The sequence below is a fragment of the Rhodococcus sp. 105337 genome, from assembly GCF_012844225.1.
Lineage (GTDB): Bacteria > Actinomycetota > Actinomycetes > Mycobacteriales > Mycobacteriaceae > Rhodococcus.
Map to the genome: position 1 here is coordinate 119,183 of NZ_JABAGQ010000003.1, position 21,019 is coordinate 140,201.

A 21,019-nucleotide genomic window follows, 5' to 3' on the forward strand; every position below is an offset into this window, starting at 1 on the left:
ATTCGGCAGCAAAGAATCAGAAGACAGGATTTCACAAGTGAAAAGGACGATGTCGGCCCTGGATAGAATTCAGGAACGCCTCGAGCACGAATTGGATTCTTCACCGGCACTGTCGGAAAAGGACGCGGGCTATCGCTCCGGAATTTCCGAGGCGCTGGTGTGCTTGATGGAGGTACGTCGCTCTCTCACGGGGTGACGTCGGCGGCACACGCGGCCCGTGGGTGGCGGATCGCGTCTCCAGTCAGGAGAATAGGAGAGTTCTACTCTCTATCCCAGGAGGCATTCGTGGCCGACGGACCCTTGATCGTCCAGTCCGACAAGACCGTGCTGCTCGAGGTCGACCACCCACGTGCCGCCGAAGCCCGACAAGCCATCGCGCCGTTCGCCGAACTCGAGCGCGCCCCGGAGCACATCCACACCTATCGGGTCACACCGCTCGCCCTGTGGAATGCGCGGGCCGCGGGCCACGACGCAGAGCAGGTCGTCGATGCGCTGGTCAGTCACTCGCGTTTCGCGGTCCCCCAACCTTTGCTCGTCGACATCGTCGACACCATGGGCCGCTACGGGCGACTGCAACTGGTGAAGAGCCCCGTCCACGGCCTCACCCTGGTGAGCCTGGACCGTGCGGTTCTCGAAGAGGTGCTCCGAAACAAGAAGATCGCCCCCATGCTCGGCGCCCGCATCGACGACGACACCGTCGTGGTGCACCCCAGCGAGCGTGGCCGCGTCAAGCAGATGCTGCTCAAGATCGGCTGGCCCGCCGAGGATCTTGCCGGTTACGTCGACGGTGAGGCGCACCCGATCACCCTCGACATGGAATCGAACCCCTGGCATCTGCGTGACTACCAGGAGATGGCGGCGGATGCGTTCTGGGCCGGCGGATCCGGGGTCGTGGTGTTGCCGTGTGGGGCCGGGAAAACAATGGTCGGCGCTGCGGCCATGGCGAAAGCCGGTGCCACGACCCTGATCCTGGTGACCAACACCGTCGCGGGGCGGCAGTGGAAACGCGAACTGATCGCGCGCACTTCCCTCACCGAAGAGGAGATCGGCGAGTACTCCGGGGAAAGGAAAGAGATCCGGCCCGTCACGATCGCCACGTATCAGGTGATCACCCGCAAGACGAAGGGCGAGTACCGCAATCTCGAGCTGTTCGACTCCCGGGACTGGGGCCTGATGATCTACGACGAGGTGCATCTGCTTCCCGCACCGGTGTTCCGGATGACAGCCGACCTCCAGTCGCGTCGCCGGCTGGGCCTGACCGCGACCCTCGTGCGCGAGGACGGTCGTGAAGGCGATGTGTTCTCCCTGATCGGCCCGAAGCGTTACGACGCGCCGTGGAAAGACATCGAGGCCCAGGGGTGGATCGCCCCGGCGGACTGCGTCGAGGTGCGGGTCACGCTCACCGACGCGGAGCGGATGGCCTACGCGGTCGCCGAGCCGGAGGAGCGGTACAAGCTGTGCTCGACCGCCCGGACCAAGATCCCGGTGGTGGAGTCGATTCTCGCGAAACACGCCGGTGCTCCCACGCTCGTCATCGGCGCCTATATCGACCAGCTCGACGAGCTGGGTGCCGCTCTCGACGCCCCGGTGATCAAGGGGTCGACACGGAACAAGGAACGCGAAGCGCTGTTCGACCGGTTCCGGGCGGGCGAGTTGGGCGTGCTCGTGGTCTCGAAAGTCGCGAACTTCTCGATCGACCTGCCCGAGGCGTCGGTCGCGGTGCAGGTGTCCGGAACGTTCGGGTCCCGGCAGGAAGAAGCCCAGCGTCTGGGCCGGCTGCTGCGACCCAAGCACGACGGCGGGCAGGCTCACTTCTACTCCGTGGTCGCCCGCGACACCCTCGACGCCGAGTACGCCGCCCACCGGCAGCGGTTCCTCGCGGAACAGGGGTACGCGTACCGGATCACCGACGCCGACGATCTTCTCGGACCGCAGATCGGCTGAGACCCGTCGGCCGCCGAGCGGGCGCGCCCGCCAGCCGGATGCTTCCGGTGAACGTGGCCGCGCGCGTGGCCGATATGCTGGATCACGTGCGCCGATTCGAGTTTCCCGTCGACCTGCCCCACGCGAAAGCCGTGAACCAGACGCTCGCGGAGGTGCGCAGTCTGCGACGATCCGCGGTGATCGTCGCGTTGTTGTGCGCCGCGGGTGCGGTGTGGCTCTTCGTCCTCGCCCACGCCTGGTCGTACATCGTCGGATCGGTGCTCGTCGTGGCCGCGGTGACGTCGGTGTGGGTCGCGTTGTGGGCTCCCCGCAAGGTCGGCACGATCGAGGACCTCTACCGCGACAGCCCACTGGTTCCGGCGCTGGTCGCGACCACCCGGGCCCGTGGTCTGACCCTGCTCGCCCTGATCGATATCGCCAAGCCCGCCGACGGCGCGTCGGAAGGCACCGGACGCCATCATTACGCCCTCGTCACCCGGGACGTCCAGGCCATCCCTGGGCACCGCGCGAAGGTGGGCGAACGGGTTCCCTGTGTCGCCGTGCTCTCCGACCGGACCACACGCAACAAGTCCGGGGTGTGGCAGATGGTCAGCCCGATGCCTCTTGCGTGGGCCACTCGTGATGCTGCGGTTCTGGCGAAGGCCACGGCGGCGATCGACGAATCCGAATGGAAACTGCTGAAGTCCAAGCTGTCTTCCGCGGACGAGATCAACGCCAGCGACGAGCGACGAGTCGAACTGGACCTGAGGGAACTTCCACCGGAACTGCGCTGACATGCAGCCCTCGATCCTCACCGACGGCACCGTCGTCCTGTCCGTCCCCGGAAGCGGGGACATCGACGCGATCACCGACGGCTGTAGTGATCCCGCGGTCGCAAAATGGACCACAGTCCCCCACCCGTACACCCGTGCCGACGCCGTCAGGTTCGTGGAGGACATCGTTCCGCACAAGTGGGCCAACGGTTTTCCCGACTGGGGAATCCGCACGAGTCGTGACGGCCCGCTGCTCGGAATGATCGGTTTCGTGCAGCACGGCAGCGCAGCGCCCGAGATCGGTTTCTGGCTGGCTCCCGAGGCCCGCGGCCGCGGACTCGCCACCGCCGCCGCACGTCTGGTGTGCGACTTCGCTTTCGGCCGGCACGGGTTGCAGGCATGGCGTGTGGAGTGGCGAGCGCTGGTCGGCAACGTGCCGTCCGCGGCCGTCGCACGCCGCCTCGGTTTCCGGTTCGAGGGGGTCGCCCGACACGGCCTCCTGCAGCGGGGAGTCCCGCGCGACGTGTGGGTGGCGGCCCTGTTGCCCGGCGACCCCCGCGAACCGGCGCACGGCTGGCCGGTCTGACGTCCCCTACGCGAGGTGCGGAAGCACCTCCTGCTCGAACAATTCGAGTCCCGTCGTGTCATAGGCCGCTTCGGGGAAGTAGAAGATCGCGTACTCGAGTCCCTGCTTCTTCAGCGCCGTGAGGTTCTCGACGATCTGCTCGGGCGTTCCCACCGCGGGCATACCCCGGAATGCGTCCAGCGCCCCGTCCGCCTTCTCGGCACCGACGATCGGTTCGAGTCGTGCACGCAGCGCCTCGAGCCTGTCCTGCACCTCCGCTTCCGTCCGTCCGATCGCGACGTTGTAGTTGGCGGACCGCACGATGGCATCGAAATCCGTGCCGACCTCGGCGCAGTGCTCTCGCAGGACCTGCGACTTGTGCGCGAATCCCTCGGGGGTTCCGTCGAAGTTGGTGTACTGCGCGTACTTCGCCGCGATCTTCAACGTCACCTTTTCCCCGCCGCCGGCGATCCAGAGCGGGATCCCACCTTCCTGGAGGGGCAGCGGACGCACAATCGCTCCGTCGACTTGGTAGTGCTTGCCGTCGAGCGTTGCCGTGCCCGTGGTCCAGGCCTGCCTGAAGATCTGGACGCCTTCGTCGAGGCGGCGCAAACGTTCTCCGGCGGACGGGAAGCCGTAGCCGTAGGCACGCCATTCCTGCTCGTACCACCCGCCCCCGATACCCATTTCCACGCGGCCGCCCGAGATGATGTCGGCGGTCGCAGCCACCTTCGCGAGATACGCAGGGTTGCGGTAGCTCATGGCCGTACACATCTGACCGAGCCGCACCCGGCTGGTCACGGCGCCGAATGCGGACACCAGAGTCCACGCCTCGTGGGTGGCCTCGTCGGTGGGTTCGGGGACGGTGTGGAAATGGTCGTACACCCAGATCGATTCCCACGGGCCCTTGTCGGCGCGCAACGCGAGATCACGCATGACGGGCCACTGATCGGCGGGATCGATACCGACCAGGTCCAGTCTCCAACCTTGAGGGATGAAAAGTCCGAAACGCATGTGGGTCCTCACTCGAGTCGACGATCTTGTTGCCTGGGCAAGTATCCCCCGATTCGGTACGGACGATGCCGTGTGCTCCGCCGATGGGAGCGCACGCACGCGTCAGAATCAGCGAAAACCTCGACAGGCCAGCCCTATTCGGTGCGGTACCGGCGGCCCACGTCGTCGAGCCGTGCTCGCAGCGCCACCAGAATCGGGCGCTGGCCCTTCACCAGCTTGGTTTCCGCGTCGGAGAACGTGATCCAGCGGGCATCGTCGACTTCGGGAATCGTCAGCCGCTTCCCCGACCGGGGCGGCCATTCGATCTCGCACGTGTTGCTCGAGACGAACCGGAGGTCGGCGTCGGTTTCGCCGGCGTAGACACTCACGATCTTGCCCGACGCCTGCCGATAACGGCCGAGCAGCGACAACGGCACGTCCGGCGCGGGAAAGCCGCATTCCTCCTCGAACTCACGGGTCGCGACTTCGCGGGGCTCCTCCTCGGGTCCGTACTCTCCCTTCGGCACCGACCAGGCGGCGGTGTCCTTTCCAGTCCAGTACGGGCCGCCGGGATGCACGAGCCACAGCTCGAGCAGCCCGGTGTCGTCGACGCGGTAGAGCAGCAGACCTGCGCTCGTCACCGGCATCGCTCACCTCCGTGCACCGTGTCGGATGCACCCGGAGTCCTGCCCGCGACGGTGATCCTGCTCGTAGCATCGAGAATATGCGCGCGTCCGGGCTTGCGGAATCATTCGAGGAACACCGCGCCCACCTGCTGACGGTCGCGTACCGGCTCACGGGCAGTGTCGCCGACGCCGAGGACGCGGTGCAGGACTCCTGGCTCCGGCTCGCGACCGTCGATGCCGGCGAGATCGACAATCTGCGTGCGTGGCTGACCACTGTCGTGGGCCGGCTGTGCCTCGACAAGCTCCGGTCCGCCGCGGTACGGCGCGAGAAATATGTGGGACAGTGGCTGCCGGAACCGATTGTCACGCCACTCGGCGGCACCAGCCCGCCGGACCCGCTCGAACAGGTGGTGCAGCACGAGGACAGCCGGCTCGCCGCGCTGATCGTCCTCGATGTGCTGCCGCCGCCGCAGCGCATCGCGTTCGTGCTCCACGACGGGTTCGGTGTGCCGTTCGACGAAGTGGCGACCGTTCTCGGCATCGGATCGGCAGCGGCTCGGCAACTCGCCTCCCGCGCTCGCCGTGCCGTGGCCGACACACCGCCCCCGACCCCCACCGCCGAACACGAGAACGCCGTCGCCGTGCTGGTGGCGGCTTTCGCCGCGGGAGACATCGACGGCGTGATCGCGGCGCTGCACCCCGATGCGCGGCTGATCGGAGACGCCGGTGGCACCACCTCGACCGCACTCAACGTGGTGTTCGGTGCCGAGAAGTTCGCCCGGTTCTTCGCAGGGCTGATACGCCGGTACGGCCCGGAGTCGTTCGCGGCGTTCGAACCGGTCCGCGTCAACGGCGAACTCGGCCTGCTCAACCACGGGCTCGGCGGCGACGGTCGGCGCGGATACCCGCCCCGCGTGACGGGATGCACGGTTCGCGACGGCCGGGTCTGGGCCGCCTACGACCTGGCCAACCCGGAGAAATTGCGGCGCGGCGTTCTCGTACCCCTGGGCCGGCGCTGATCCGTCGCCCGGACCCCGGCGCCACCGCTAGGGTCGGGCGCATGGAGCAGCGTCTCAGTCTCGTGACCCTCGCCGTCGAGGACGTCGACCGCGCCCGGGAGTTCTACGTGGACGGACTGGGCTGGTCCGCAGTGGTCGAAGAACCCGGCGAAGTGGTGATGATCCGCGTCGGCGCCCACGTGATCCTGTCGTTGTGGGCCCGCACCGAATTCGAGGCGGAGGTCGGCCCGACATCGTGGAGCGGGGTTCCACCCGTCACCCTCGCCCACAACGTCGCGACCCGCGACGAAGTGGACGTCGTGCTCGAGACCGCCCGACGGGCAGGCGCCGATCCGGTGTCGGGCGGCACCGACCGCCTGTGGGGCGGTTACACCGGTTATTTCGCCGACCCCGACGGCTTTCGCTGGGAGGTCGCCTGGAATCCGGGCTCGATCGCCGAGATCGTGATACCCGAGTAACTCACTTCCCCGCCGCCGCAGCGTCGTCCGCCCACGGCACACGACACGCATCGGTGCTGAAGCCCTGCTCCTGGATGCCCAGTGCCGAGTTCATCCGGCCCCGCATGTTCTCGAGAGCGATCTGATAGGTCAGTTCCACCACCCCGGCCCGCCCGAATCTCCGTTCGAGATCCGCGACCTGCTCGTCTGTCACGGCGGTGGCAACATCCCCGGTGACCGCGTCCGCGTATGCGATCGCAGCCTTCTCGTCGTCGCTGTACAGGTCCGACGTCGCATAGTCGGCGATCTGGGCGAGGCGCTCGGTGTCGAGTCCGTCGAGGCGCTGCAGCATTGTGCCGAAGTCGACGCACCACGAACATCCCAGAGTCCACGCTGCGCGGTACACCGCGAGTTCACGCACGTTGGCCGGAAGCACCTTCGAGGCTCGCTCGACCAGCATCTCGTGTACTCCGGTCGCGCGCATCAACGCCGGGTGGTGCGCGAGCACCGCGAACGGCTCGGGAACCACCCCGTAGCGGCGCGCAGCAAAGGCATAGGTCGCGCGGGTGGCCAGGCCGGCCCGTTCGGGGGTGACCGGTTCGATTCGCGGCATGACGTCCTCCGGTTTTCTCGCGGCCCCGGGACTCCTCGCCGGTCCCGGCCGAGCCGTTCGTACTGTTGACGAGGCAGCCGTCCCGGATGTGACAGGGCGGACGATAGGCTTCACGAGTGGCTGATTCGAGGAGACCGGCAGCGGCAGTGCGCACCGTCGCCCGGCTACGACCGTTCGCCTCGACGATCTTCGCCGAGATGACCGACCTGGCGATCCGGCACGACGCGATCAACCTGGGCCAGGGTTTCCCCGATGTCGACGGTCCACCGCAGATGCTCGAGATCGCGCGACAGGCCATCGCCGACGGGGTCAACCAGTACCCGCCCGGGTCGGGTATTCCCGCGCTCCGGCAGGCCGTCGCCGCGGACCGCGCCGACCGCTACGGCATCGAACACGATCCCGACTGCGAAGTACTCGTCACCGTCGGAGCCACCGAAGCCATCAGCGCGGCTGTCCTCGGGCTCGTCGAGCCGGGCGAGGAAGTGCTGCTCACCGAGCCGTACTACGACTCGTACGCCGCCGCGGTCGCGCTAGCCGGCGCGACTCGCCGCACCGTCCCGCTCGCCCGGGCGGGAGCCGGCTTCGTGCTGGACGTGGACGCCCTGCGCGCCGCGATCACCGACCGCACGCGCATGCTCATCGTCAACACCCCGCACAACCCCACCGGCACCGTGTACGACGAGACGGCCCTGACGGCCCTGGCCGAGTTGGCGTGCGAACACGACCTTCTGGTGCTGTCGGACGAGGTGTACGAACACCTGGTGTTCGACGGCCGCCGGCATATCCCGCTCGCGTCGCTGCCGGGAATGGCGGAGCGCACGGTCACCGTGTCGAGTGCCGCGAAAACGTTCAACGTCACGGGATGGAAGATCGGCTGGGCGCTCGGGCCCCGCGAGCTGATCGACGCCGTGCGCGCCGCGAAGCAATTCCTGACCTTCGTGGGCGGCGCACCCTTCCAGCCCGCAGTCGCCCACGCCCTGACCCACGAGCAGGACTGGATCAGGTCGATGCGCGACGACCTGCAACGCAAACGCACTCTGCTGTCCGATGCATTGAAGGGCGCCGGGTTCGGCGTACTCGACTCGGCCGGAACATATTTCGTGTGCGCCGATCTCACGCCGCTCGGTTACCGCGACGGTGTCGCATTCTGCCGTGAACTGCCGGAACGGATCGGGGTGGCCGCGGTCCCCGTGAGCGTGTTCGTCGACGACACGCAGGCCTGGAACCATCTGGTGAGATTCGCGTTCTGCAAGCGGGACGACGTGCTCGCGGACGCGGTCGATCGGTTGCGCACGCTGCAGGAGGCCCTCTAGATCATGTCGCGGCCCACCATTCCGTCCGACTTCGTATCCCGGGCGGTACGCACCGGCGCGGACGCCGGAGTCGATCTCCAACCGGCGCTGGACGCGGCCAGAATCAGTCGCGCGGTCCTCGCGCACCCTCACGCGCGCCTGACGCCGGCACAGGTGAGCCGGTTCACCCAGATGGCGTGGCAGATCACGGACGACGAACTGTTCGGGTTGGCGCCCGGTCCGGTCCCCCGTGGAATGTTCCGGGTGATGTGCCTGACGCTGATCCACTGCCCCGATCTCGCGCGCGCGCTCAGCCGCATGGTCGAGGTCAACCGGGTGGTCCGGTCGCTCCCCCAGTTGTCGCTGACCCCGGGTGACACCACCACGTACCTCGATGTCGCGCTGCCGGAGGTGGTCGACGAGAAGACACGCGTCACCGTCGACTTTCTCCTCATGCTGCTGCACCGCTTCGCGGCCTGGCTGGTCGGCGGCAGAGTCCGGCTGGAATCGGTGATGTTGCCGTACGCCGAACCGGATCCGGTTCTTGCTCGTAGTTACGATTCGATGTTCGGTGTCCCCGTGACCTTCGGAGCGGGCCGCGCAGCGCTCGAAATCCACAATTCCGCACTGACGTCGCCGCTCGTGCAGTCGGAGGAGTCGCTCGACGAGTATCTCCGCGACTCCCCGAATCTCATTCTGTCGGAACGGGATTACGAGTCGACCGTGTCGTCGCAGGTGCGCCGCATCTTCGAGTCGGGAATCAACGGACGCACTGCCACCGCCGAGGACATTGCGGGAATGCTCACCGTGAGCACCCCTCACCTCCGCCGGCTACTGCGCCAGGAGGGCACGTCACTCGGCCAATTGCGCGAGGAAGTACTCCGCGATCTCGCCATCGCCGGGCTGCGGCGCGGCGAGTCGGTCGACGACCTCTCGGCCCGACTCGGGTTCTCCGAGCCGAGTGCCTTCAGGCGCGCGTTCAAGCGGTGGACGGGCAACACCCCGAGCAGTTACCGCTCACCGCGGTAACCGGGGTTCGCAATCCCGCTCCTACCGGGACACGACGACGCACCCGGGAACCCGGTGCCCGGAACCGGCACGGAATCCACCCGGGTTGCATAACGTGGCGGTGAGTGGGTAAGTCTGGAAGGCGAAGCTCTGTCGACCTGGGAGAGGGTGAAACACCGTTATGCGCGCTGCGGTACAGGATGAGTATCCGACCCGGAGCCGAGCGAAGTGCGAATCGTTCGCGAGGCCGGATCCGGTCGTGTGGGGAAGTGCGGCCGAGGGGCCGTTGCCCGCCGAGGCGGTCACCGAATACGACCGCCGAGGATTCCATACTGCAGAAGCGCTTCTTCCCGCGAACGACGTGGGAAACCTCCTGGAAGAAACATCACGGCTCGGCGGTGAACTGGGTGACGACGCGCGTGTGATCCGCGAGCAGGGTAGCGGCGACGTCCGTTCCATCTTCGACGTCCATCTGCTCAGCGATCTCGTGGCCTCTATTGTCCGCCGTCCCGAAATAGCCGGGATTGCACGGCAATTGCTCGGCTCCGACGTGTACATCCACCAATCGCGACTCAACGTCAAACCAGGCTTCCGCGGCGGGCCGTTCTACTGGCACTCGGATTTCGAGACCTGGCACGCCGAGGACGGAATGCCCAAGCCACGGGCGCTCAGCATCTCGCTCGCCTTGACCGAGAACTACGGCTACAACGGCGGTTTGATGATCATGCCGGGTTCGCACCGCACCTACGTCTCGTGTGCGGGAGAGACTCCGGAGGACTACTACCGCGAGTCGCTCGTCACCCACGCGCCGCAGACCGGGTCTCCCGACGAAGACAGCCTCACCCGGATGGCCGCCGAGTACGGCATCGCCACCTTCACGGGATCCGCAGGTTCCGCAACGGTATTCGATTCCAACTGCATGCACGGCTCCAACGGGAACATCACCCCGTTTCCGCGCTCGAATCTCTTCGTGGTGTTCAACAGCGTGGAGAACACCCTGGTAGAGCCGTTCGCAGCGAAGAACCCGCGCCCGCCCTATCTGGGGAGCCGGGACTTCACACCGCTGTCCTGATCGGCAGACCGTCCGGGACTGTCGGGGAAGTCGGCGCGTCCCTGTCCGTCTCCACGTGCGTCGGTTCCCGGTGCGTCGCTTCCGGCGGGCAGGCTCGTCTCCGGCGTTGCCCCTCCGTCCCCCACGGGCATGGCGCGACCGGCACCGGCGGAGAGCAACCGTCCGAGCGTGAACCTGCCTCGGTCCGGGTCGTAAGGACGATATCCGGCGTAGGCGAAGAGGTGGAAAAGCCACTGCCAGCGCACAACTTTCACGACTTCCGGTGTCAACCGTCCGTGTAGCTCGTACGTGCGCACAACGGACCGGCTGTACTCGGCGAACTCGCGCGGCGGGGTCAGCGCCCGACGGGGAGAGATGTCGACGAACAGATCTGTCAATTGGGCGATCTCGATGTCGTGCTCGCGCAGACACAAGGCAAGGTCCACGTCCTCGTGGATGCCGGAGTGGATGCTGACCGCGTCTCGCACGTGCTCCCATGCGGAGCGCCTGATCACCATGTTGGCGCCGTGGATGTTGTTGACCCGCCGTTCCCCGCCGGACAAGCCCTTCGCGACCTGCTTTTCGAAGTACCGTTTCTTCAACCCGCGGTAGGGCGAGTCGTACGAGTTGTTGAGACCGCTGACCGCGCCGACGGCTGCCACGTCGTCTCTGGCGAAGAACTCCCGTGCGGTTCGTGCCCACCCCGGGCGCACACGCGTGTCCGCGTCTATCCGCCCGAAGATCGAACCCTCGGCGGCATCGAAACCCGCGTTGCGGGCGAACGCCACACCGGGGCGTTTCTCCGTTACGAGGCGGACGATCGGATTACAGGCCGCAATGGCCTCGACGATCTGCACCGTGTTGTCGGTGGAATTATTGTCCACCACAACGATTTCGAAGATCTCGTCCTTCTGAGCAAGGAGGGCCGACAGACACGGCCCGATAGCGCTCCTCATTTCGAGCCGGCACGACGATAGACAACGTCTCCCCATCCATGCTTCGCACGCTACCGCAAGTCGTTTCACCTCTCCTTGTGCGCAGAACGACATTCCCTATTCGCCCGAATTATCCGCTCAGGTACTGGGAATGAAAAGCGGGATAGCGTGTGTCGCTCCCCAGCACACCGGGCCACGCCCGGCCGATCGATCGTGCAAGAAACCACTTCTCAGGACGCCGCTGACCGCTGCGATTGCGAGTGACGCGCGATGGACGGGACGATCAGTTGCCCGATTGCCAACGGTCCCTGCCGTCGGATCCGGGAGCACACACCATCGGGACACCCTTGACGGTGATCCCCACCGCGCCCGGCGTGCTGCAGAAAGAGCCGGGGTGCACGGTCAATCCCGATTGCTCAGGCGGGGCAGGTGGCGGTGGCGTGTACTCCGGGGCAGGTGGCGACGGCGTGTACTCCGGGGTCTGCGATCGCGTCGGGGGCGTCCACGGTGCTCCACACAATCTGTCGCCCTCAGCACCCATCGATTCCCTCCAGGCCGCGTCGCTGCAAGAGAACTCGAGGGGCGCAGCACTGGTAGGGGTCGGCGTGAATTCCGACGTACGTTCGGATGTGCCAGGCGCTTGCGAAGCAGGAACCGTACTCGTAACAGGAGGGGACGTGGTGGTTTGGGGTGCGGTCGCGCTCGCCGAAGGAGTGACCGAATCAGTTGTGCCCGTTTGGTCCGAGTCCGGGTTCCGTGTCTCGTCCTCGCCGAACATCGCCCCGAGTGCTATGAGTCCCACGAGGACAACCGCAACGATCCACGGCCACTTTCGGTGTTTCTTCCCTTCACCTCGGGACGGATCACCCCCCTGAGCGGCGGGGCCGGGGCCTTGCGCAGGGGTTTCAGTACCTCTCGGCCTGATTCGGTCTGTCCACTGATTGCCATCCCAGAAACGGTCGATTGACGGGTCATAGGGATCTGGATGCCAGCCTGCAGGAGGATTCATCGTCGGGTCCGTTCGGAAGGTGCGTTCCGTCAGGAGTTCGCAAACGCCGACCGGTTTGTTACAGGCGGGATGGAAGACGGTGAGGCACCTTCGAGATCCTCCAGCGGATACATCGCGGTATCCGCTGGAGGACTTTCGCCCTTCGGTCACGACCCCCAGGAGCGGTCAGCCGCGACGCGCCCGGACAGCCTCGGCGAGGCGGTCGAGCTGAACGACGGTGGTCGCCCAGTCGATGCACGCATCGGTGATGGACTTACCGTACTCGAGCTCGTCGGACGAGCCGAGCGTCAAGTCCTGCCGGCCGGCTTCGATGAAGCTCTCCAGCATCACACCGACAATGCCTTGTTCTCCGGCTTCGAGACGCTCGGCGATGTCGGTCACGACGTCGACCTGCTTCTCGTGGTTCTTGCTGCTGTTGCCGTGGCTCGCGTCGATGACCACCCGTTCCGGCAACCCACCCTTGCGCAGGCGCGCCATCGTGTCGGCGACGGTCTCGGCATCGTAGTTCGGGCCGGCGCTGCCGCCGCGGAGGATGACGTGGCAGTCCGGGTTGCCGACGGTCTGGATGAGCGCGGCCTGGCCGTCGAGGTCGGTGCCGGGGAACACGTGGCTCGCACCTGCGGCGCGGGTTCCGTCGACCGCGACCTGCACGTCGCCTTCGGTGGAGTTCTTGATCCCGACCGGCATCGACAGGGCGCTGCACAGCTGACGATGCACCTGGCTGGCGGCAGTGCGTGCACCGATCGCGCCGTAGGTGACCAGGTCGGCGTAGTACTGCGGGAGGATCGGATCGAGGAACTCGCAGCCGACGGGCAGTCCCAGGCTCGACACGTCGAGCAGCAACTTCCGGCCGATTCGCAGGCCGGTGTTGATGTCGTAGCTGCCGTCGAGGTGCGGGTCGTTGAGCAGACCCTTCCAGCCGAGCGTGGTGCGCGGCTTCTCGAAGTACACACGCATCACGATGTGCAGGTCGTCGCGCAATTCGTCAGCCTTCGCGGCGAGCCGGCGAGCGTAATCCATGGCTGCGGCGGGGTCGTGGACCGAGCACGGGCCGACGACCACGACGAGGCGGTCGTCGGTGCCGTTCAGGATATTGACGGTGTCGGCGCGGCCGGATCGCACGGTCGCCGCCACGACGGCGTCGGGGGCGTATTCGGCGCGGATCTCCGACGGCGCGGCGAGCGGACTCACCCGCACGGTGCGCTGCTCGTCGAGATTGGTGGTGGAGATTCCAGTGGTGGAGCTCATCGGGTTGCGTCCTGTTCTCGGTGAAGGAAGCCGACCCGGAAGAACCCTGAGATCCCGTCGAGCCGGTCTGTATCCGGCTCGTGGGTGAGGAAGTCAGCGCGCGGTCACGCCGACCGACCCACCCAGGGCCGGCCCGCTAAACCAAAAATAGGTGCGCTGCATAGCGACGGACTCTACCAGAACTCGCCGAACCGGTTCTGTGACGCGGCACACCGACTCGCCCCGACGCTCCCCGGCAGGAACTTCGGGTCCGGGTGCATCTTCGCCGAACCTGTTCCCGGGCAAGCAGACACCTCCGCGAGGCGGCCGTATGCGACGCCGTTCCGCTCCCCGGTGCCGAGCAACGGATCGTCATTCGGCGGCGCGAACGAGACGGTCCCTACCGCCACGGCACTCGCTCCGGGTCGCGCAGCATCCGGCGGGCGGTCGACATGCGATGCACCTCGTCGGGGCCGTCGTAGATGCGCGCATACCGTGCCCGCCGGTACATGGCCTCGAGGGGCGTATCCGCGGTCAGGCCCAGCGCCCCGTGTACCTGGATCGCCCGGTCGACGACGTCGTGCAGCATCCGCGCACCCCAGAACTTGATGAGACCGATCTGTACCCGGGCGTCCTCACCGGCGTCCATGACCCGGGCCGCGTCGAGCGTCATGAGGCGCGCCGCCTGAATCTGTGCGGCCGATTCGGCGACGTACCGCTGGATCTCGCCCTTGTCGGCGAGGAACGACCCGTGCGCGAACCGGGCGTTGGCGCGCGCACACATCAGTTCGAATGCCCGTTGCGCCTGCCCGAGCCAGCGCATGCAGTGGAAGATCCGGCCGGGTCCGAGGCGGTCCTGGGCGACCAGGAAACCGTTGCCGCGTCCCCCGAGCACGTTGTCGGCAGGAACCCTGACGTCGGTGTAGCGCACCTCGTAGTGGTCGCTCGGGTCGTACCCCATCGTGGGGATCGACCGGACGATCTCGAAGCCCGGCGTATCCGTCGGAACGATGACAGCGCTGATACTGCGGTGAAGCGGCGTCGAGTCGGGTTCGGTGCGCGCGAACACCGTGCAGTAGCCGGCCTGCCGGGCGCCGGTGGTGAACCACTTACGGCCGTTGACGACCCACTCCGCTCCGTCCAGACGGGCGGTCGTCTGCACGAGCACCGGGTCGGAGCCGGCCACGTCGGGCTCTGTCATGCCGACCGACGGCAGGATCTCGCCGGAGACGAGACCGGGAACCCAGCGACGACGCTGCTCCTCGGTGCCGTGCCGATGCAGCATCAGCGCGTCCTGCATCGACACCGACCCCACCGCGAGCTGACCGAACTCCGACCGGCCGATGATCTCGTTGAGATAGACGAAGTCCAGGAACGGAACTCCCCCGCCGCCGATCTCCTCCGGGTGCCCGAGCGCCCACAATCCGAGGTCCTTCGCGCGGCTCTTCAGCCCGTCCAGCGCCGCGGCGCCGTCGTCGTCCTGCCGCATCAATGTCGGCTCGAGCGGGATAACCTCCTCGTCGATGAAGGAACGCATCCGGGTGCACAGTTCGGCCACCCGGCCCTCCGGCCGATTCGCAGTCATGGGCGTCAATGTATCCGCGCACGCATGCCCTCACCTCGCTTTCAGCCGGGCCGGGTGTGGACCGGCCGACGCCGGGGAACCCTGAGGTTCCGCCCTGCACGATGACGAGCCCGGAGGTTTCATGCCAGCAGAAAGCCCAGCCGATCCGACCGCCCGAGCTGTGGAACCCGAGCACACCCCCGACGGGCACATCGTCGAGACACGGTCCGAGGATTTCGCGCATGCACGCAACCTTCCGATCGATCCCGACTGGTTCAAGACCGCGGTGTTCTACGAGGTTCTCGTGCGCGCGTTCAACGACTCGAACCACGACGGGACCGGTGACCTGCGGGGGCTGACCGAGAAACTCGACTACATCGCGTGGCTCGGGGCCGATTGCATCTGGCTGCCCCCGTTCTACGATTCCCCGCTGCGGGACGGCGGCTACGACATCCGCGATTTCCGCGCGGTGTTACCGGAATTCGGGACGGTCGACGACTTCGTGACGTTCCTCGACGAAGCGCACAAGCGCGGTATCCGCGTGGTGACGGACCTGGTCATGAACCACACCTCCGATACCCACGCGTGGTTCCAGGAGTCGCGTGCCGAACCCGACGGTCCCTACGGGGATTTCTACGTGTGGTCCGACAGCGACGAGGCCTACAAGGATGCCCGCATCATCTTTGTGGACACGGAGACCTCGAACTGGACGTGGGATCCGGTGCGCAAGCAGTACTACTGGCACCGGTTCTTCTCGCATCAGCCCGATCTGAACTACGACAACCCCGAGGTCCAGGACGCCATGCTCGACGTCCTCCGCTTCTGGCTGGACCTGGGCATCGACGGATTCCGGCTCGACGCGGTGCCCTACCTGTTCGAGCGCGAGGGCACCAGTTGCGAAAACCTGCCCGAGACCCACGCGTTCCTCAAGAAGTGCCGGGCGGTGATGGACGCCGAATACCCGGGCCGGGTCATGCTCGCGGAAGCGAACCAGTGGCCGTCGGACGTGGTCGAGTACTTCGGTGAGCCGGAGATCGGCGACGAGTGCCACATGGCGTTCCACTTCCCGCTCATGCCCCGGATCTTCATGGCGGTCCGTCGCCAGAACCGATTCCCGATCTCGGAGATCCTCGCGCAGACCCCGTCGATTCCCCGCACCGCGCAGTGGGGCATCTTCCTGCGCAACCACGACGAACTCACGCTCGAGATGGTGACGGACGAAGAGCGTGACTACATGTACTCCGAGTACGTCACCGACCCGCGGATGCGGGCGAACATCGGGATCCGCAGGCGCCTGGCCCCTCTGCTCGAGAACGACCGCAACCAGTTGGAGTTGTTCACGGCGTTGCTGCTGAGCCTGCCCGGGTCCCCGGTGCTGTACTACGGCGACGAGATCGGCATGGGCGACAACATCTGGCTCGGTGACCGCGACGCGGTGCGTACCCCGATGCAGTGGACTCCCGACCGCAATGCCGGTTTCTCCCGCGCCGATCCGGCGCGGCTGTATCTTCCGACCATCATGGATCCCACGTACGGGTACAACGCGATCAATGTCGAGTCCCAGCTGAACTCGACGAACTCGCTGTTGCACTGGACTCGCAGGATGATTCAGGTCCGCAAGCAGCACCCCGCGTTCGGCAAGGCGGCGTTCACCGAACTCGGCAGCGCCAACCCCGCGGTCCTGTCGTATCTCCGGGAGATGGAAACGACCCCGGATCGCAACTACAGCGACGTCATCCTGTGCGTGAACAACCTTTCCCGCTATCCGCAGGCCGTGGTGCTGGATCTGTCGAGGTTCGTCGGGTGGATCCCGGTGGAGCTCACCGGGTCGGTGCCGTTCCCATCGATCACCGAGGAGGGCTACATGCTCACGCTCCCCGGTCACGGGTTCTTCTGGTTCGCTCTGCAACCGGATCCCACGACAGAAGGCGCAGGATCACATCCCGTCAGCAGCGAAGCGGAAGCGGCGGTGCAGCCATGACCGAACAGAACGACAGCCGCTATCCGGACGCCGACCTCGAAGCGGGCCTGGCACACTGGCTCCCACGTCAGCGCTGGTTCGCCGCGAAGGGCCACACCATCACCGGCGTGCGGATCGTGTTGCGGCAGACACTCGCCGACGAACCCGGGTTCGGCGCCGACCACGTCCTGGTGGCCGTCGACTTCGAGGACACTGCCGAGCAGATCTACCAGGTGCCGTTGGGGTACCGATCGCACCTGCCGGACGATCTGGCTCCGTGGACGTTGGCGACACCGGATGACGCGGGGCACAGTGTGTTCGTCTACGACGGTCTGCACGACCAGGACATCATCGGCCTGTACGCGCAGAGCCTGAGCAGTGGCCGCCCGAAGGGGCCCGTCGATCTCCATACCCTCCCGGGCGCGGAGTTCGAGGCGGGCATGCGCGGGCGCCCGCTCGGCGCGGAGCAGTCGAACACGTCCGTCGTACTCGGCGAACGCCTCCTGCTCAAGATGTTCCGTCGTCTCACGTTGGGCATCAACCCCGACGTGGAGTTGCACCTCGCGTTGACCGAAGTGGGCTGCCGCTCCGTGGCACCGATCCGTGCGTGGATCGACGCCGATGTCGAAGGTGTCCGCACGACGCTCGCGATGGCCCAGGATTTCGCCGCCAATTCCGCGGACGGGTGGGCGATGGCGCTCGGAAGTATCCGCGATCTCCTCATCGAAGGGGATCTCCGGGCCGACGAGGTCGGTACGGATTTCGCCGGTGAGTCCTACCGGATGGGGACGGCGGTCGCCGAGGTCCATTCGGATCTCGCCGCCGCGCTCGGGGAATCCCAGCGTCCCGCGTCCGGACTTGCGGCCGCGATGAGCCGCAGGCTCGAGGCCGCCGCCGCCGAGGTCGAGGAACTGGTGGAGTTCGTGCCCGCGATACAGGCGAGGTTCGACGAAGCCGCCGCGCTCGGTCCCGTCACGGTGCAGCGCATCCACGGCGACCTCCATCTCGGGCAGGTGCTGCGCACACCGGAACGGTGGCTGCTCATCGACTTCGAGGGTGAACCCGCCAAGTCCCTTGTCGAACGCCGGCATCCCGACACCCCGCTCCGCGACGTCGCGGGGATGTTGCGTTCCTTCGATTACGCCGCCCACCATTCGGTGCGAGAGCGTGATCCCGACGGCGCCACGGCGCAGCGTGAGTTCCGGGCGCGGGAATGGGCAGAACGCAACTCCGCCGCGTTCTGCGACGGGTACGCCGCAGCATCCGGATCCGATCCGCGCGACATCGGGCCGTTGCTCCGTGCGTACGAAATCGACAAGGCCGTCTACGAAGTGGTGTACGAAGCGCGGCACCGCCCGTCGTGGCTCCGTCTGCCCCTCAATGCGATCCGGAGGTTGTGCAAAGCCTGACGACCGACGTACGAAAGGGCGGGTGTGTGCAGTGCACACACCCGCCCTTTTCCGGAATCTCAGACCACCTGCAACTCCAGTTCGTCGCCGGCGACGTCGACTTCGACGCGTCCGCCCTCGACCAGCGTGTCGTCGAGCAGCAGATCCGCGATGCGGTCGTCGACAACCCGTGCGATGGACCTCCGCAACGGGCGGGCACCGAACTCGGGCTGGTGCCCGTGACGGGCGATCCACTCCACGGCCTCGGGGCTGAAGTCGATCTCGATGCCCTTGGCCTGGAGCCGCTTCCGGCTCTCGTCGAGCAGGAGATCGGCGATCCGGTGCAACTGTGCGTCGTCGAGCCTGCGGAAGACGACGATCTCGTCGATGCGGTTGAGGAACTCCGGCCGCATCGATTCGCGTAGCCGTCCCATCACCCGGTCGCGCAGCGGCTTCTCTTCCGCCTCCGCGTCGCCGGTGATGAACCCGATGGCCCCACCACGGCTGGAGATGATGTCCGATCCCAGGTTGCTGGTCATGATGACGACGGTGTTCGTGAAGTCCACCGTGCGGCCTTCACCGTCGGTGAGACGGCCGTCGTCGAGCACCTGCAGCAGGGTGTTGAACACATCCGGGTGCGCCTTCTCGATCTCGTCGAGCAGCACGACCGAGTACGGGTTGCGACGGACCTGCTCGGTCAGCTGACCGGCCTCGCCGTAGCCGACGTACCCGGGCGGGGCGCCCACGAGACGGCTCACGGTGTGTCGTTCGCCGAACTCGCTCATGTCGACGCGCAGCATCTTGCGCTCGTCGCCGAACAGGACCTCGGCCAGCGCCTTCGCCAGCTCGGTCTTGCCCACGCCGGTCGGGCCGAGGAACAGGAAGCTGCCCACCGGACGGTGCGGGTCGCTCATGCCCGAGCGGCTCCGGCGGACGGAACGTGCCACCGCGCGCACCGCCTCGTCCTGGCCGATGACGCGCTTGTGCAGCTCGTCCTCCAGTGTGCGGAGACGGTCCTTCTCCACCTTGGTCATCTGCGTGACGGGGATTCCCGTCGCGCGCGAGACGACCTCGGCGATCAGTTCGGTGCCGACCACCGGGACGTCCGCATCAGCCGGCGCGCCAGAGTCGATGCGCTGCTGGATCCGGACGATCTCGTCGCGGACGCGCGAGGCTTCCTCGTAGTCCTCCGCCTGCACCGCGCGGTCCTTCTCGGCTTCGAGTTCGACGAGCCGGTCCCGCAGCTGTGCACCGTCGACGCGCGGGGTGTGCAGCCGCAACCGCGCACCGGCCTGGTCGACGAGGTCGATCGCCTTGTCCGGCAGGTGCCGGTCGGGCAGGTATCGCACCGACAGGTCGACCGCGGCGTCGAGGGCCTCGTCCGTGTAGCGGACACCGTGGAATTCGGCGTACCGGTCACGCAGTCCGTGGAGGATGGCGACCGTGTCCTCACGGCTCGGCTCACCGACCATCACCGGACCGAAGCGCCGTTCGAGCGCCGGGTCCTTCTCGATGTGCTTGCGGTATTCGTCGAGTGTCGTGGCACCGACGATGTGCAGTTCGCCGCGGGCGAGCTTGGGCTTGAGGATGTTCCCCGCGTCCATCGCCCCGTCGTTGCCGCCACCGGCGCCGACGACGGTGTGGAGTTCGTCGATGAAGACGATCAGTGCGCCCGACTGTGCGGTGATCTCGTCGAGCACCTTGGTGAGGCGTTCCTCGAAGTCGCCGCGGTAGCGGGTGCCCGCCACCATGCCGGTCAGGTCGAGTTGGACGATTCGCTTGTCGCGCAGGTTTTCCGGTACCTCGCCGTCCACGATGCGCTGGGCGAGCCCTTCGACGATCGCGGTCTTGCCGACACCTGCCTCGCCCAGGAGAACCGGGTTGTTCTTGGTGCGGCGGGACAGGATCTCGAGCGTCTGCTCGATCTCGTCGGCGCGGCCGACGACGGGGTCGATGCCACCGCTCCGAGCGCGCTCGGTGAGGTCGACACCGAATTGGTCGAGCGTCGGGGTCGCGGAGTCGCCACCCGCTTCGGCCGGCGGCACCGGCTGGAGCGCCGTCTGCAGGGACTGCGGGGTGACACCGAGGGAGGCGAGCAACCGTCCCGGGGCGCGGGTCTGGTCCGCGGCGAGCGCGAAGAACACGTGCTCGGGGTCGATGTAGGTCGAGCCGAGCGCGCGCGAGAGCTGATGTGCCTCCAGCAACGCGGTCTTGACCGCCCCACTGAGTGCGGGAGCCGACACGCCGGAGTCCGGGTTGCTCTGCGGCAACCGCTGGTCGACAGCCGCGACGACCGCGGCCGGATCGGCTCCGGAGCGGGCCATGACGGTGCGGGCCGGATCGGTTTCCGCCATGGCGCGGAGGAGGTGCAGCGCATCGAGGTCGGCGTCGCCGCGTTCTGCGGCGAAGCGAGCCGCGACCGCCATCAGTTCCTGCGTACCGCGGCTCATGAAGCGGGAGAGGTCGATTCGGCCGGGTCCGCCAGGCCCGAAGAATGCCGTCATTCCGAAGCCTTTCTCTTGACTTGAGCCTTACTCACTCAACTAACGTGCCGAACACTTCATCAATTCCGAAGCCCTAGGGCAAATGAAGGTGAGCTACGTCACGGCGAACGAGAAGACTTTGTATTGTGCACA

General features: G+C 66.8%; 17 protein-coding genes. 10 read left to right on the forward strand and 7 right to left on the reverse strand.

Going from position 1 to position 21,019, the window contains the following annotated elements; genetic code table 11:
- Window positions 1-285: 285 nt before the first annotated feature.
- The 3 genes from HF886_RS06970 to HF886_RS06980 all read left to right on the forward strand — a co-directional run bounded on the left by HF886_RS06970 (window position 286) and on the right by HF886_RS06980 (window position 3,282).
- Window positions 286-1,944, forward strand: a complete 1,659-nt coding sequence (locus tag HF886_RS06970) for a DNA repair helicase XPB (protein ID WP_169621194.1) — start codon at window positions 286-288, stop codon at window positions 1,942-1,944.
- Between the two features lie 86 nt (window positions 1,945-2,030).
- Window positions 2,031-2,717 (forward strand): DUF3239 domain-containing protein, encoded by a 687-nt coding sequence (locus HF886_RS06975; RefSeq protein WP_169621195.1) that lies wholly within the window; start codon window positions 2,031-2,033, stop codon window positions 2,715-2,717.
- A gap of 1 nt (window position 2,718) precedes the next feature.
- Entirely contained in the window at window positions 2,719-3,282 is a 564-nt protein-coding gene (locus HF886_RS06980) for a GNAT family N-acetyltransferase (protein ID WP_169651905.1), read from the forward strand.
- Between the two features lie 6 nt (window positions 3,283-3,288).
- On the opposite strand, the gene HF886_RS06985 is transcribed toward HF886_RS06980, so the two are convergent.
- Together HF886_RS06985 and HF886_RS06990 are read right to left on the reverse strand one after the other, a co-directional pair.
- A complete protein-coding gene (locus tag HF886_RS06985; RefSeq protein WP_169651906.1) occupies window positions 3,289-4,275 on the reverse strand; it encodes an LLM class F420-dependent oxidoreductase in 987 nt (328 codons plus the stop codon).
- A gap of 134 nt (window positions 4,276-4,409) precedes the next feature.
- The gene (locus HF886_RS06990; RefSeq protein WP_169621198.1) at window positions 4,410-4,901 is read right to left on the reverse strand and encodes an NUDIX domain-containing protein; all 492 of its coding nucleotides are present in this window, start codon (window positions 4,899-4,901) and stop codon (window positions 4,410-4,412) included.
- A 77-nt stretch (window positions 4,902-4,978) separates the two neighbouring features.
- Between HF886_RS06990 and sigJ the strand changes: the two genes are divergently transcribed.
- The gene (gene sigJ, locus HF886_RS06995; RefSeq protein ID WP_169621199.1) at window positions 4,979-5,899 is read left to right on the forward strand and encodes an RNA polymerase sigma factor SigJ; all 921 of its coding nucleotides are present in this window, start codon (window positions 4,979-4,981) and stop codon (window positions 5,897-5,899) included.
- A gap of 41 nt (window positions 5,900-5,940) precedes the next feature.
- Window positions 5,941-6,357 carry a VOC family protein gene (locus tag HF886_RS07000; RefSeq protein ID WP_169621200.1) on the forward strand — a complete coding sequence of 139 codons (417 nt, stop codon included), beginning with the start codon at window positions 5,941-5,943 and terminating at the stop codon, window positions 6,355-6,357.
- A gap of 1 nt (window position 6,358) precedes the next feature.
- Here the strand turns inward: HF886_RS07000 and HF886_RS07005 are convergent, their stop codons facing one another.
- On the reverse strand, window positions 6,359-6,949 hold the full coding sequence (locus HF886_RS07005) for a carboxymuconolactone decarboxylase family protein (RefSeq protein ID WP_169651907.1): 591 nt from the start codon (window positions 6,947-6,949) through the stop codon (window positions 6,359-6,361).
- Between the two features lie 116 nt (window positions 6,950-7,065).
- Here HF886_RS07005 and HF886_RS07010 point away from each other — a divergent pair, with 116 nt between their 5' ends.
- The 3 genes from HF886_RS07010 to thpD all read left to right on the forward strand — a co-directional run bounded on the left by HF886_RS07010 (window position 7,066) and on the right by thpD (window position 10,321).
- A complete protein-coding gene (locus HF886_RS07010) occupies window positions 7,066-8,262 on the forward strand; it encodes a pyridoxal phosphate-dependent aminotransferase (protein ID WP_169621202.1) in 1,197 nt (398 codons plus the stop codon).
- A gap of 3 nt (window positions 8,263-8,265) precedes the next feature.
- Entirely contained in the window at window positions 8,266-9,270 is a 1,005-nt protein-coding gene (locus HF886_RS07015) for an AraC family transcriptional regulator (protein ID WP_169621203.1), read from the forward strand.
- A 160-nt stretch (window positions 9,271-9,430) separates the two neighbouring features.
- Entirely contained in the window at window positions 9,431-10,321 is an 891-nt protein-coding gene (gene thpD / locus HF886_RS07020) for an ectoine hydroxylase (protein WP_169621204.1), read from the forward strand.
- Here the strand turns inward: thpD and HF886_RS07025 are convergent.
- The 3 genes from HF886_RS07025 to HF886_RS07040 form a co-directional block, all read right to left on the reverse strand.
- A complete protein-coding gene (locus HF886_RS07025; RefSeq protein ID WP_346765112.1) occupies window positions 10,285-11,256 on the reverse strand; it encodes a glycosyltransferase family 2 protein in 972 nt (323 codons plus the stop codon). The genes thpD and HF886_RS07025 overlap by 37 nt on opposite strands.
- Before the next feature lie 1,153 nt (window positions 11,257-12,409).
- Window positions 12,410-13,492, reverse strand: coding sequence for a 3-deoxy-7-phosphoheptulonate synthase (locus HF886_RS07035; RefSeq protein ID WP_169651908.1), 1,083 nt, complete (start codon window positions 13,490-13,492; stop codon window positions 12,410-12,412).
- A gap of 379 nt (window positions 13,493-13,871) precedes the next feature.
- Complete coding sequence (locus HF886_RS07040) at window positions 13,872-15,056, reverse strand: acyl-CoA dehydrogenase family protein (RefSeq protein ID WP_206038597.1); 1,185 nt, start codon at window positions 15,054-15,056, stop codon at window positions 13,872-13,874.
- A 121-nt stretch (window positions 15,057-15,177) separates the two neighbouring features.
- On the opposite strand from HF886_RS07040, the gene treS reads away from it, so the two are divergent.
- Together treS and HF886_RS07050 are read left to right on the forward strand one after the other, a co-directional pair.
- On the forward strand, window positions 15,178-17,016 hold the full coding sequence (gene treS, locus HF886_RS07045; RefSeq protein ID WP_169651909.1) for a maltose alpha-D-glucosyltransferase: 1,839 nt from the start codon (window positions 15,178-15,180) through the stop codon (window positions 17,014-17,016).
- A complete protein-coding gene (locus tag HF886_RS07050; protein WP_169621208.1) occupies window positions 17,013-18,404 on the forward strand; it encodes a phosphotransferase in 1,392 nt (463 codons plus the stop codon). Before treS ends, HF886_RS07050 begins: the two co-directional genes overlap by 4 nt.
- Before the next feature lie 59 nt (window positions 18,405-18,463).
- Here the strand turns inward: HF886_RS07050 and HF886_RS07055 are convergent, their stop codons facing one another.
- Complete coding sequence (locus HF886_RS07055) at window positions 18,464-20,887, reverse strand: ATP-dependent Clp protease ATP-binding subunit (protein WP_169651910.1); 2,424 nt, start codon at window positions 20,885-20,887, stop codon at window positions 18,464-18,466.
- Between the last annotated feature and the right edge of the window lie 132 nt (window positions 20,888-21,019).